Source organism: Ornithinicoccus halotolerans (assembly GCF_009602535.1).
Lineage (GTDB): Bacteria > Actinomycetota > Actinomycetes > Actinomycetales > Dermatophilaceae > Ornithinicoccus > Ornithinicoccus halotolerans.
In genome coordinates this window covers 1-12,826 of sequence record NZ_WIQI01000080.1, presented here as the reverse complement: position 1 = coordinate 12,826, position 12,826 = coordinate 1, and the positions used below count along the sequence as shown (strand labels likewise).

Genomic DNA, 12,826 nt, shown 5'->3' with positions numbered 1-12,826 from the left:
CTGGCCGCGCCCGTCACCGGCATCCCCGCCGGCCGGGTCCGCGGCGTCGGCGTCGGCGCCGGCAGCAAGGAGGTCGAGGGTCGCGCCAACGTGGTCCGCGCGGTCCTGCTCGACCCCGCGCCGGCAGCGTCCGGGGGCGCCGGCGAGGGGACCGAGCGGGCGATGGTGGTGCTGGCCTGCAACGTCGACGACCTCGACCCGCGGGCGTGGCCCAGCGTGCTGGACGACCTGCTCGCCGCCGGAGCCCGGGACGCCTGGCTCACGCCGGTGCTGATGAAGAAGGGCCGCCCGGCCCATACCCTGCAGGTCCTGGTGGACGCCGACCCGGCCCCGGTCGCCGCGGTGGAGGAGGAGCTGTGGCGGGCCACGCCGACGCTGGGCATCCGGCGCAGCACCGTGGCCCGCGTGGAGCTGGACCGGGAGTGGCGCCCCGTGACCGTGCCCGGGCTGGGGGAGCCGGTCCGGGTCAAGCTCGGGCTGCAGCGGGGGCGGGTGCGCACCGCCACCCCGGAGTACGAGGACTGCGCCGTGCTGGCCCGGCGGCACCAGCTGCCGGTCGCCGAGGTGCTGGCGCGGGCAGCGGCGGCGGCCCGCGACGCCGGGCTGGTCCCCGGCGCGACGGTCGGTTAGGGGAGGGGCGCGGTGATCTGCGCGGCGAGGTGGCCGGCGCCGTAGCCGTTGTCGATGTTGACGACGGCGACCCCCGGCGCGCAGCTGTTGAGCATGGTCAGCAGCGGCGCCACCCCGCCGAATGCGGCCCCGTAGCCCACCGACGTGGGCACCGCGACCACCGGCGCGGGCACCAGCCCCGCCACGACCGACGGCAGCGCCCCGTCCATCCCGGCGACCACGACGATGGCACCGGCGGCCCGGAGCCGCTCCACCTGGCCCAGGATGCGGTGCAGCCCGGCCACGCCGACGTCGACGATCAGCTCGGCCGGCCGGCCGAGGTAGCGGGCGGTCAGCTCCGCCTCCCGTGCCACCGGCAGGTCCGAGGTGCCGGCCGCGACGACGGTGACCATCCGACCGGCCGGCTCGGGCGGCTCACCGGGCCAGGCCACCAGGCGGGCGTCCGCGTGGTGCACCGCGTCCGGCAGCACCTCCAGCACCGCCTCGACGTGCTCCTCGGCCGCGCGGGTGAACAGCACGACCGCGCCGGGGGAGCGCTCCCGCACCAGGCGGGCGATCCGGCGGACCTGGTCCGGCGACTTGTGCTCGCAGTACACCGCCTCGGGCAGCCCGCGGCGGGCGGCGCGCTCCAGGTCCAGCCGGACGTCGTCAGGCTCCACGGCGCTGCAGCACGTCGAGGGTGAAGGCGCCGGACTGCAGCCCGGACAGGTCCAGCGTCACGAACCGGAACCCGGCCGCCCGCACCCGCGAGACCAGCTCGGCCCGCAGCTCGACGGCACGCGCCAGCTCCTCCACCGGCAGCTCGACGCGGGCCACCTGGTCGTGGTGGCGCACCCGGGAGTCACTGAACCCGAGGGCGCGCAGCGCCCGCTCGGCGGCCTCGACCTGCTGCAGCTTCTCGGGAGTCACGGGGGAGTGGTGCGGGATCCGGGAGGCCAGGCACGGCGCGGCCGGCTTGTCGGCGCAGGCGAGCGCCAGCGCCCGGGCGACCTGCCGGACCTGCTCCTTGGTCATGCCGGCGTCGGCCAGCGGCCGCAGCACCGCGTGCTCGGTCGCGGCCAGCGCCCCGGGCCGGTCCGGGCGCCGGGCGTCATCGGCGTTCTCGCCGTAGGCGACCGCGTCCAGTCCCTGCTCGCGCACCACGCGGTCCGAGATCACCGTGAACAGCTCGTCCTTGCAGTGGAAGCAGCGGTCCGGGCCGTTGGCGATGTAGCCCTCGCGCTCGCCCTCGTGGGTGGCCACCTCCACCACCGGCACGCCGACCTGCTCGGCCACCCGGTGGGCGGCGTCCCGCTCGTCGGAGGCGAGGCTGGGGGACACGCCCATCACCGCGACGACGCGGTCGGGTCCCAGCGCCCTCGCCGCGAGGGCGAGCAGCACCGAGGAGTCCACGCCGCCGGAGAACGCCACGCCGAGCCGCCGCACCCCGGTCAGGCCACGGGCGACCGCCTCCGCGAGGGGGGCGACCTCGGCGGGGAGCTGCTGCCTCATACCCGCACCTCCGAGCGGTCACCGGACCACAGCGTGTGGAAGGAGCCCTCGTCGTCGGTGCGGCGGTAGGTGTGGGCGCCGAAGTAGTCGCGCTGGCCCTGCACCAGCGCAGCCGGCAGCCGCTCGGCGCGCAGCGAGTCCACGTAGGCCAGCGCCGCGGAGAAGCCCGGCACCGGCACACCGGCGGTGACGGCGGCGGCGACGACCTGGCGCCACCCCTCCTGGGTCCGGGCCAGCTCCTCGCGGACGCTGGGGGCCTCGAGCAGCGTGACCAGCTGGTGGGCGGCGTACTCGGAGCGGATGCGCTCCAGCAGCCTGGCGCGGATGATGCAGCCGTCGCGCCAGATCCGTGCGACCGCCGCCACGTCGACGTCCCAACCGTAGGCCTCGGAGGCGGTGCGGATCTGGTCCAGCCCCTGGGCGTAGGCCACCACCTTGGCCGACCAGAGCGCCTGCCGGACCTGCTCGACGAACTGCTCCCGGTCCGCCGGCTCGAGGGTGCGGTCCGGGCCGGTGAGCGCCTGCCGGGCCGCCTCCCGCAGCTCGGGGTGGCTGGAGGTCGCCCGGGCGAAGACGGACTCGCCGATCGTGTTGACCGGCACCCCGAGCTCGAGCGCGGACTGCACGGTCCACCGGCCGGTGCCCTTCTGCCCCGCGGCGTCCTCGATGACGTCGACCAGTGGCCGGTCGGTGCGGGCGTCGACCTGCTCGAGCACCTCGGCGGTGATCTCGATCAGGTAGGACTCCAGGTCACCGGTGTTCCAGGTGCGGAACACCTCGGCGACGTCGGTGGTGCCGAGCCCGGCGGCGCGCAACAGGTCGTAGGCCTCGCCGATGAACTGCATGTCGGCGTACTCGATGCCGTTGTGGACCATCTTGACGAAGTGGCCGGCCCCGTCGGGGCCCATGTAGGCGCAGCACGGCTCGCCGTCGACCTTGGCGGAGATGTCCTCCAGGATCGGGCCCAGTGCCTCGTAGGACTCCCGGGACCCCCCGGGCATGATCGAGGGTCCCTCCAGGGCCCCGACCTCACCGCCGGAGATGCCGGCGCCGACGAAGTGCAGCCCGTGCTCCCGCAGCCGCGCCTCGCGGCGGCGGGTGTCCTCGAAGTGGGCGTTGCCGCCGTCGACGACGATGTCGCCCTGCTCCAGGTGCGGCAGCAGTGCGTCGATGACGGCGTCGGTACCCGCCCCGGCCTGCACCATGATGATCACCCGGCGGGGCCGCTCCAGGGTGCCGACGAACTCGTCCAGCTCGCCGGTGGTCACGAAGGTGCCCTCGTGCCCGTGCTCCTCCACGAGGGCGTCGGTGCGCGCCCTGGTCCGGTTGTAGAGGGCGACGGTGTGGCCGTGGCGGGCCAGGTTGCGGGCCAGGTTGCTGCCCATCACGGCCAGGCCGATGACGCCGACCTGGGCGGCGCCGACGGCCTGCTCCGGCGCCACCGGCGTGCCCTCCTGCGTGGGGCGACCGGCTGCCGCGGTGGCGGCGGCCGTCTGCTCGGCGGGCTGGGGGGGCTGGGGCTCGCTCATGGATCAAGTCTGCCGAACCGGTCCCGGGCGCCACCACCCGGGTGGTCTGACCTATGGTGCCAGCATGGCCCTGGACGTCCCCGCGATCCGTGACCGGTTCCCCGCGCTCGCGGAGGGCGCGGCCCATTTCGACGGGCCCGGTGGGTCCCAGACCCCCGTCGACGTGGCCGAGGCGGTGGCCGCCACGCTCACCTCGGCGATCGCCAACCGCGGCCTGGTGACCACGGCCGAGCGGCGTGCGGAGCGGATCGTGCACGAGGCCAGGGACGCCGTCGCGGACCTGGTGGCCGGGCCGGCCGAGGGGGTGGTGTTCGGACGCAGCATGACCGCGCTGACGATGGACCTGGCCCGGGCGCTGTCGCGGGACTGGGCCGAGGGCGACGAGGTGGTCGTCACCTCCCTGGACCACGACGCCAACATCCGGCCCTGGGTGATCGCCGCCGGGCGCGCCGGGGCGACCGTGCGGTGGGCCGAGTTCGACCCGGCGACGGGGGAGCTCGACCCGCAGGCCGTCGCCGCGCAGCTGTCGGACCGCACCCGCGTCGTCGCGGTCACCGGTGCCGCCAACCTCATCGGGACCCGCCCCGACGTCCCGGAGATCAGCCGGCTCGCGCACGAGGTGGGGGCGCTGGTGCACGTGGACGGGGTGCACCTGTCCGCGCACGCACCGGTGGACATGGCGCGCCTGGGTGCTGACGTGTTCGCCTGCTCGCCGTACAAGTTCTGCGGTCCGCACCTGGGCGTGCAGGTGGGCAGGCCGGAGCTGCTGGAGCAGGTGCGCCCGGACAAGCTGCTGCCCGCCACCGACCAGGTCCCGGAGCGGTTCGAGCTCGGGACGCTGCCGTACGAGCTGCTGGCCGGCACCACCGCCGCGGTCGACTTCCTCGCCGGGCTGGAGGGGACCGCCGTCGGGTCGCGGCGCACCCGGCTGGTCGCCTCGGTCACCGCGCTGGAGGAGCAGGAGGACCGGCTGCGGGCCCGGATCGAGAGCGGGCTGGCCGCGGTGGAGGGGCTGACGTGCTACTCGCGCGCCGTGCGCCGCACACCCACGTTGCTGTTCGAGGTCGAGGGCGTGGCCAGCGCGGAGCTGAGCCGGGAGCTGGCCGCGGCGGGGGTGAACGCCCCGGCCGGCAGCTTCTACGCCCTGGAGGCCTCCCGGCGGCTCGGGCTGGGTGACGGCGGGGCCGTCCGGGTCGGGTTGGCGCCGTACAACGACGACGCGGACGTGGACCGGCTGCTCGAGGGCGTCACCGGGGCGGTCAGCCGGCTGCGGGGCTGACCCGCGCCGAGTGCGCTAGCCGCTCAGCAGCCAGCGCAGCGCGGCCGGGAACCGCTCGGCCCAGGCCGTCTCGTGGTGCTCGGCGGTGGAGTCGTACAGGTAGCGCACCGGGACACCGGCCCGGCGCAGCTCACTGACCAGCGCCTCGGTGTCGGTGACGTAGGCCCGCTGGGTCGGCGGGTCCTGCGGGTCCTCCCGCCCGCCCACGTCGACGTACACCCGGCCGCCCAGTTGGCCGGCGGCCAGCGCCGCGGCCACCGGCGGCAGCTGCTCCGGTGACCACCAGAAGGCAGGGGACAGGCAGCCGGCGGCGCCGAAGACGTCGTTCCGGGTCGACCACGCGTGCAGCGAGATGACGCCACCCAGGGAGGAGCCGGCGACCACGGTGTGCCGCGCCTCGGCCCGGGTCCGCAGCGCGGCGTCCACCGCGGGCTTGAGGTGGTCGGCCAGGAAGCTCACGTAGCGGTCCCCGCGGCCACCGCCCAGCGCCGGGTGCGGGAAGGGGGTGTACTCCAGGTGCCGGCCGTCGGCGGAGCACGGGACACCGACCGCGACGGCGGGGAGCCCGGCGGCCGCGGCCGCGGCCAGCGCCTCGTGGGCCCGCCAGGTGGACCCGGCGACGCACGCCGCGGGGTCGTAGAGGGTGGCGCCGTCGTGCAGGTAGATCACCGGGTACCGCGCGGTGTCCTCGTCGTACCCGGGCGGGAGCCACACCGTGACGTCGGCGCGACGGTCCAGGCCCGGCAGCGCCAGCCCGGGCCACCACCGCAGGTCACCGAGGCCTAGCCGCGCGGCAGCCGGGTAGGGGCGTGGCGGGGGGAGCTGCATGCCCCCACGGTGCCACGCCGGTTCGGACGGGGGCGCCGGAAGATAGGCTGTCGGGCGCAGTCCGGCCCACTCGGCGCGCGCCGCCGACCCGTCACCGAAGGAGGCCCTGGTGGCCCTGCGCATGTCGACCCTGTTCCTGCGGACCCTGCGCGAGGACCCGGCCGACGCCGAGCTGCCGGGCCACCGGCTGCTCCTGCGTGCCGGCTACATCCGGCGGGCCGCCCCCGGCATCTACAGCTGGCTCCCGCTGGGGCTGCGGGTGCTGCGCCGGGTGGAGCGGGTCGTGCGCGAGGAGATGGACGCCATCGGCGGGCAGGAGCTGACCTTCCCGGCGCTGCTGCCGCGGGAGCCGTACGAGGCGAGTGGCCGGTGGGAGGAGTTCGGGGACAACCTGTTCCGGCTGCAGGACCGGCGCGGCAACGACATGCTGCTGGGGCCCACCCACGAGGAGATGTTCACCCTCACGGTCAAGGACATGGTCAGCTCCTACAAGGAGCTGCCGCTGACGCTGTACCAGATCCAGACCAAGTACCGGGACGAGGCCCGGCCGCGCGCCGGGCTGCTGCGCGGCCGGGAGTTCATCATGAAGGACTCCTACTCCTTCGACGTCGACGACACCGGCCTGCAGGCTGCCTACCAGCGGCACCGCGACGCCTACGTGCGCATCTTCGACCGGCTCGGGCTGGACTACGTCATCGTCCACGCCCACTCCGGCGCGATGGGTGGCTCGGCCAGCGAGGAGTTCCTGGCCGTCAGCCCGCACGGCGAGGACACCTTCGTGCGGTGCGCGGCCAGCGGCTACGCGGCCAACGTCGAGGCGGTCGTGGTCCCGCAGGCGCCCCCGGTGGACGCCTCGGCGGTGCCGCCGGCGCACGTGGAGGACACCCCGGGCACCCCCACCATCGACACCCTCGTCGCGGCCGCCAACGCGGCTCACCCGCGCGCCGACGGCCGCGCGTGGACCGCCGCCGACACGCTGAAGAACGTCCTGCTGATGCTGACCCACCCCGACGGCACCCGGGAGCCGCTGGCCATCGGCCTGCCCGGGGACCGCGAGGTGGACGGCAAGCGGCTCGAGGCCGCGGTCGCCCCGGCCGAGGCGACGCCGTTCGGCGAGGCCGACTTCGCTGCCTACCCGGTGCTGGCCAAGGGCTACATCGGCCCCGGGGTGCTGGGAGCGGGCACCGAGGCCAGCGGCGGCAGCGGCATCCGGTACCTGCTCGACCCGTCCGTGGCCGAGGGGTCGGCCTGGGTCACCGGCGCCGACGAGGACGGCAAGCACGTGTTCGACCTGGTCTACGGGCGGGACTTCACCGCCGACGGCACCATCCAGGCCGCGGAGATCCGCGAGGGCGACCCGAGCCCCGACGGTGCCGGTCCGCTCACGCTGGCCCGCGGCATCGAGATGGGCCACATCTTCCAGCTGGGCCGCAAGTACGCCGAGGCGCTGGGGCTGCGGGTGCTGGACGAGAACGGCAAGCAGGTCGTGGTGACCATGGGCTCCTACGGAGTGGGCGTCAGCCGGGCCGTCGCCGCGGTCGCCGAGGACACCCACGACGAGCTCGGCCTGTGCTGGCCGCGGGAGCTGTCGCCCGCCGACGTGCACCTGGTCGCGACCGGCAAGGACCGGGAGGTCTTCGACGCCGCCGACCGGCTGGTCGAGGAGCTGGAGCAGGCCGGCCTGGAGGTCGTCTACGACGACCGGGCCCGGGTCTCGCCCGGGGTGAAGTTCAAGGACGCCGAGCTGCTCGGGGTGCCGACCATCGTGGTGGTCGGCAAGGGGCTGGCCGAGGGCACCGTCGAGATCAAGGACCGGGTGACCGGCGCCCGCCGGCACGTGGCGGTCGCCGACGCCGCGACCCAGGTGGTGGCCGAGGTGCGGCCGGGGACACCCGGCTGATGCCGGGCCGCGGGGCGGTGCGCGCGGTCATCTTCGACTGGGGCGGCACGCTCACCCCCTGGCGCGCGGTCGACCTGCGGGAGCAGTGGCGTGCCTTCGCCGCCGAGCTGCACGCCGACGACCCGGCGGTGGCCGAGGAGCTCGCCCGCCAGATCCTGGCTGCGGAGTCGCGGGCCTGGCAACGCTCCCGCGAGCAGCACCGCAGCGCCCGGCTCGAGGATGTGCTCGCCGAGGCCGGCGTGGACCTGGCTCACGCCGGGCTGCCGGCTGCCCGGGCGGCCTACGAGCGGTTCTGGGAGCCGCACACCCGGACCGACCCGGTGGTGCGCCCGCTCTGGGAGCGGCTGCACGCCGACGGGGTCCGGATCGGGGTGCTGTCCAACACGCTGTGGTCCCGGGAGTACCACCGGGCGCTGTTCGACCGGGACGGCCTGCTCGGGCTGCTGGACGGAGACGTGTACAGCAGCGAGATCGCCTGGGCCAAGCCGCACGCAGCGGCGTTCCGCGCCGCGGCGGCGGCCGTCGGGGTGCCGCCGGACAGCTGCGTCTACGTGGGGGACCGGCTCTACGAGGACGTGCACGGCCCGCAGCAGGCCGGGATGCGCGCGGTGTGGGTGCCGCACAGTGACCTGCCCGCCGAGCAGCGGGTGGAGGTCGACGTCGAGCCCGACGCCGTCGTGGAGTCACTGGCCGAGCTGACGGGCGTGCTGCGCCGCTGGGGCACGCCCACGACCGCCCGGTAAGGGGAGGACCGGACCGGCAGCTCCTGCTCGCCTGGCCGGCGGCTGCGGCCTAGCGCGTGCCGAGCAGCGCCTCGTCGAGCACCCGGGCCGACATCCGGCCGTCATGGCGCGCGCGAGCCCACGCCGGCCCGCGGGCGGCCAGCGCGGCGTGCGGGTCCCGGTCGGTCACGGCCTGCTCGACCACGGCGCCGATCGTCACCGGGTCGGCCTCCAGTACCGGCGGCTCACCGCTGGCCGGGTCGGCGTCCGCCAGCCGCTCGCGGACGGTGGGCGTGAGGTGGGCCACGGCCAGCCGCCCCGCGGCGAGGGCCTCGGTGAGCAGGACGCCGGGGTTGCCCAGGACCACCTGGTCGATGACGACGTCCGCGTCCGCCAGCGCGGCAGCCATGTCGCGGTGCCGCACGCCCTCCAGGCGGCGGTACTCGACCAGGCCACGGCGCTGCAGGCCCGCCATGGCCGCCTCGACCGCGTCGGTGCCCTTCAGCCGGCGGTTGGAGGGGACGTGCAGCACGACCGGGACGGGCCGCTGCAGCACCGGCCGGCCCGCGGCCGCCTCCGCGAGCCCGGTGGTGTCCACGACCACGGGGAGCCAGGTCGCACCAGGCACGTCGTCGAGCAGGTCGACCGTCGAGACCAGCACCGGTCCCGGGAACCGGTCGACGCGGTCGCGGGTGCGTCCGACCAGCTCCACCAGCCGTGCGACATACGCGGGGTCGGCGCCGCCGCCCGGGGAGAACGGGGAGTGCGGGTCCCGACCGGCGTGCCGGTGCGGGTCGCGGATCTCCGAGCCGTGCAGCAGGATGCCGGTGCGGATGCCGGCGCGCTCGAAGGCGGGCAGGTCCTCGAGCACCGATCCGGCGAACGGGTCGCCGAGCAGCGAGCGGGCGCCCTCGCTGAGGACGTGGGTGGCCCGCAGCACCGCCGCCCGGCGGGCGCGGGTGCCGTGCAGCTGGGCGCGGCGGCTGAGGTGGATGTCCCGGGGGAAGTCCAGGCCCGGTCCCGCTCGCCCCTCCGCGGTCACCGTCCGCGCACTGACCCCGGGCAGGTGCCGCTCGGCGGCGCGGGACCACTGCCAGGCCTGCCCCGCCGAGCCCGCGGGGCCGATGAGCAGGCGCACCGGCGCCTCGGGGTCGAGCCACCGCTGGTCACGGACGTCGCGGTCGGCGCGCCGGCGCAGCACCTCCTCACCGAGCCCGCGCACCGGACGCGGCAGGGCACGGAACGCTCGGTAGGCGAGGCGACGCGGGCGCGCGCTGGGTGTTGCCACGCTGCGACACTAGCCGCGGATAGGCTTGGCGCGCCCTCCGGCGGGGCGTGCCGGGAGCCACCTGGCCAGATGCGGGCAGCGCCGGACAGGAGGAGGACAGGGATGGTCGCACTGCTGCGGACCGTCCGGGACCTGCTGGCCGAGCTCCCCGAGGGCACCCGCCGGTTCATCCTCGTCTTCGCCGCGTTGCAGTCCACGCTGGCGATCCTGGACGTGGCCGCGATCGGGCTGCTCGCGGTGATCCTCGCGCCGATGCTGACCGACAACGACCTGCAGCTGCCGGTGCTCGGCACGCTGAGCGACGCGTCCGACTTCCGCAACGTGCTCATCGCCGTCGGCGTGCTGATCATCAGCAAGAGCGTGCTGGCGGTGGCGCTGCAGTACTGGGCGACCCGGCGGTTCGCGCGGTTCGAGCAGGTGCTGGGTGCCCGGCTGCTGACGACGACGTTCAAGGCACCGTGGTCCGAGCGGCTGCAGCGCAACTCCACCGACCTGGTCCGTTCCACCGACGTCGGAGTGGGATCGACGGTCGCCGGGGTGCTGATCCCCTTCGCCCAGCTCTCCGGCGAGGTGTTCACCTTCCTGGCGGTGCTGGCCGTGCTGCTGGTCAATGAGCCGGTGCTGGCCACCGTGACCATCGTCTACTTCGGTGCGGTCGGTGTCGTGCTCTACACGTGGGTGCTGCGCAAGGCGGTGCAGGCGGGGCAGGACAACCGCACCTACTCCACCCAGGCGGTGCGGCTCATCAGCGAGATGGTGCACTCGCTGAAGGAGATCACCCTGCGCGGCAAGACCGGCGAGGTCGCCGAGGTGGTGCAGCAGGTGCGTCGCCGCGCGTCCGGCGCCAGGGCCAACCAGTCCTTCCTCGGCGCCATCCCCCGGTACGTGCTGGAGGCCGGGCTGATCGGGGGACTGGGCCTCGGGGCCTGGATCGGCTACGCCCAGGACGGGCCGGAGGGCGCGATGGCCGCGGTGGCGCTGTTCGGCGTGGCCGGGTTCCGGATCGTGCCCTCGCTGACCCGCTTCCAGACGATCATGGCCCAGACCGGGGCCAACCTGCCCTACGCCCAGCAGGTGCTGGAGGAGATCCAGCGCGGCAAGGCCTACGCGGAGGCCGAGGAGATCACCGGTCGGGAGCCGCTGCCCGAGGACGCCGCGTCGCTGCGGCTGGAGAAGGTCAGCTTCACCTATCCCGGGGGAGAGCGCCCCGCGGTTGACGAGGTGAGTCTGGAGCTGCCGTTCGGGCAGACCCTGGCGCTGGTGGGCGCGTCCGGCTCCGGCAAGTCCACGCTCGTCGACATCGTCCTCGGCCTGCTCCAGCCGGACTCCGGCCAGATCTTCGTCGGGACCGCGCCGCTGGGGGACGTGCTGCAGGCCTGGCGCTCCCGGGTCGGCTACGTCCCCCAGGACGTCGCCCTCTTCGACGCCTCGGTCGCCCGCAACGTGGCACTGACCTGGCAGGACTCCGAGGTCGAAGAGGACCGGGTGCGCCGGGCGCTGGCGCGCGCCCAGCTGCTCGACGTGGTCGAGGCCCGGCCCGGCGGGATCCACGCCCGGGTGGGCGAGCGCGGGCTGGCCCTCTCCGGCGGGCAGCGACAGCGGCTGGGCGTGGCCCGCGCGCTCTACACCGATCCGCTGGTGCTGGTGATGGACGAGGCCACCTCGGCGCTGGACACCAGCACCGAACGTGCGGTGACCGATGCCATCCGCGAGCTGCACGGCCAGGTCAGCGTCATCGTCGTCGCCCACCGGCTGGCGACCATCCGCCACAGCGAGCAGGTCTGCTTCATGCGCGACGGGAGGCTGGTCGCCCGCGGCACCTTCGAGGAGGTCATCGCCGCCGAGCCCGACTTCGCCACTCAGGCCGCCCTGGCCGGGCTGACCCGCGACCGGTGAGCACGGGCCAGCGGCACCTCAGCCGGGACGCGGCGCCGCCGCACAGGCGTCCGGGCCCAGGGCGTGCAGGGTCTCCACAGTGCGCTGGTGGCTGGCGGGATGGTGGTCCGGCCCGACGGGTCGCACCACGTGGCCGTCCAGGTCGACCCGCGTCGGGATGAAGCGCGCCTGGGTCTGCAGCGAGCCGTCGGCCTCCCGGGTGAGCCGGACCTGCAGCAGCACCCCCTCCTGGGTGCGCTCGGACAGGTCGCCGCCGGTGGTGTCGGGGGACTGGTTCGACAGCAGGTTCCCCAGGCCGTAGGCCACCAGCTTCCCGTCGATGGTCTCGCACGGCTGGACGAGGTGGGCGTGGGAGCCGACGACGAGGTCGACGTCGTCCGAGCCCAGCAGCTCCCGGGCCAGCTCCCGCTGCTCGTCGGTGGGTGCCACCTGGTACTCCGTCCCCCAGTGCATGGTGACGACCACGAAGTCGGCGCCCTGCCGGCGGGCGCGGGCGGCGTCCTCGAGGACCCCCTGGGCGCCGACGGCCGGCCACAGGCTGCCCCGCAGCCAGGGCGCCTCCGCGGGGACGTCGGTGTTGGGGGAGCCGGAGTTGAACAGCGTGTAGCTGTAGACGAGGTGGGCCACCCGCGCCGCGCCGGCGTCGTGGAACGGGATCTGCCGCGCCGCCTGTTCTCGGTGGGGTGGTCCGGACCAGCCGAGCCCGGCGGCCCTGACCTGCTCACGGGTGGCGGCCAGGCCCTCGAGGCCACGGTCCAGGGCGTGGTTGCTGGCCAGCTCGCAGGCGTCGAAACCGGTGTCGGCCAGCCCCTGCGGCAGCTCCCGCGGCGAGCTGAACGACAGGCTGCCGGGCTCCGTCAGCGCGGTGTTGTCCGCCGAGACCGGGGTCTCCAGGTGGCACAGCGCCAGGTCCGGCTCCGTCAGCACGTCCCGTACCGGCGCGAACATCGGGGCGAAGTCGTAGGGCAGGTCCGACCCCGACCGCTCGGCGTGCGCCGCGGCGCTGGTGATGACCGCTGCGTGCGGCAGGATGTCGCCGCCGGCCCCGATGAGGACCGCCACCGGCTCCTGGCCGCCGGCCTCCCCGGTGGGCGCGGGAGGAGGAGAGGGAGACGCCGCGGTCCCGGAAGGCGGGTGGCCGCCGCTGCGCGCCGCGGTCGCGGTCGGCCCGGTGCCCGCGGTGCCCTCCTCGTCGTGGGGCAGCGGCGGGAAGCCGGCCTCGCCCGTCGGCGGGGCCCCCGGGCCGCCGGTGTCCGGGCCGCA

At 75.4% G+C, this 12,826-nt stretch carries 11 protein-coding genes; 5 read left to right on the top strand and 6 right to left on the bottom strand.

Annotation, left to right across the window (positions count from 1 at the left end; translation table 11 throughout):
- The coding region (gene larC2, locus GFJ45_RS12250) for a nickel pincer cofactor biosynthesis protein LarC2 (protein WP_194288648.1) at positions 1 to 630 on the top strand (630 nt) is incomplete at its 5' end.
- On the opposite strand, the gene larB is transcribed toward larC2, so the two are convergent.
- The 3 genes from larB to gndA are packed head-to-tail and all read right to left on the bottom strand — an operon-like array spanning position 627 to position 3,650.
- Entirely contained in the window at positions 627 to 1,289 is a 663-nt protein-coding gene (gene larB / locus GFJ45_RS12245; protein ID WP_153397613.1) for a nickel pincer cofactor biosynthesis protein LarB, read from the bottom strand. The two genes, larC2 and larB, sit on opposite strands and share 4 nt — an antisense overlap.
- Positions 1,279 to 2,121, bottom strand: a complete 843-nt coding sequence (gene larE / locus GFJ45_RS12240) for an ATP-dependent sacrificial sulfur transferase LarE (RefSeq protein ID WP_153397611.1) — start codon at positions 2,119 to 2,121, stop codon at positions 1,279 to 1,281. The genes larB and larE overlap by 11 nt, the downstream gene beginning before the upstream one ends.
- On the bottom strand, positions 2,118 to 3,650 hold the full coding sequence (gene gndA / locus GFJ45_RS12235) for an NADP-dependent phosphogluconate dehydrogenase (RefSeq protein ID WP_153397609.1): 1,533 nt from the start codon (positions 3,648 to 3,650) through the stop codon (positions 2,118 to 2,120). Before gndA ends, larE begins: the two co-directional genes overlap by 4 nt.
- A 64-nt stretch (positions 3,651 to 3,714) precedes the next feature.
- Here gndA and GFJ45_RS12230 point away from each other — a divergent pair, with 64 nt between their 5' ends.
- Complete coding sequence (locus GFJ45_RS12230) at positions 3,715 to 4,929, top strand: cysteine desulfurase-like protein (protein WP_153397607.1); 1,215 nt, start codon at positions 3,715 to 3,717, stop codon at positions 4,927 to 4,929.
- 15 nt (positions 4,930 to 4,944) lie between these two features.
- Here GFJ45_RS12230 and GFJ45_RS12225 read toward each other — a convergent pair whose 3' ends face one another.
- Positions 4,945 to 5,757, bottom strand: a complete 813-nt coding sequence (locus GFJ45_RS12225) for an alpha/beta hydrolase (RefSeq protein WP_194288647.1) — start codon at positions 5,755 to 5,757, stop codon at positions 4,945 to 4,947.
- 109 nt (positions 5,758 to 5,866) lie between these two features.
- Between GFJ45_RS12225 and GFJ45_RS12220 the strand changes: the two genes are divergently transcribed.
- Both GFJ45_RS12220 and GFJ45_RS12215 read left to right on the top strand, forming a co-directional pair.
- Complete coding sequence (locus GFJ45_RS12220) at positions 5,867 to 7,657, top strand: proline--tRNA ligase (protein WP_153397603.1); 1,791 nt, start codon at positions 5,867 to 5,869, stop codon at positions 7,655 to 7,657.
- Positions 7,657 to 8,400, top strand: a complete 744-nt coding sequence (locus GFJ45_RS12215; protein WP_153397601.1) for an HAD family hydrolase — start codon at positions 7,657 to 7,659, stop codon at positions 8,398 to 8,400. Before GFJ45_RS12220 ends, GFJ45_RS12215 begins: the two co-directional genes overlap by 1 nt.
- Before the next feature lie 49 nt (positions 8,401 to 8,449).
- Here the strand turns inward: GFJ45_RS12215 and GFJ45_RS12210 are convergent, their stop codons facing one another.
- Positions 8,450 to 9,667, bottom strand: a complete 1,218-nt coding sequence (locus tag GFJ45_RS12210) for a hypothetical protein (RefSeq protein ID WP_153397599.1) — start codon at positions 9,665 to 9,667, stop codon at positions 8,450 to 8,452.
- Between the two features lie 102 nt (positions 9,668 to 9,769).
- Here GFJ45_RS12210 and GFJ45_RS12205 point away from each other — a divergent pair, with 102 nt between their 5' ends.
- Positions 9,770 to 11,563 carry an ABC transporter ATP-binding protein gene (locus tag GFJ45_RS12205; RefSeq protein ID WP_153397597.1) on the top strand — a complete coding sequence of 598 codons (1,794 nt, stop codon included), beginning with the start codon at positions 9,770 to 9,772 and terminating at the stop codon, positions 11,561 to 11,563.
- Positions 11,564 to 11,581: 18 nt separating this feature from the next.
- Here GFJ45_RS12205 and GFJ45_RS12200 read toward each other — a convergent pair.
- Positions 11,582 to 12,826, bottom strand: a 1,245-nt coding sequence (locus GFJ45_RS12200) for a CapA family protein (protein ID WP_153397595.1), incomplete at its 5' end; no start/stop codon positions are given.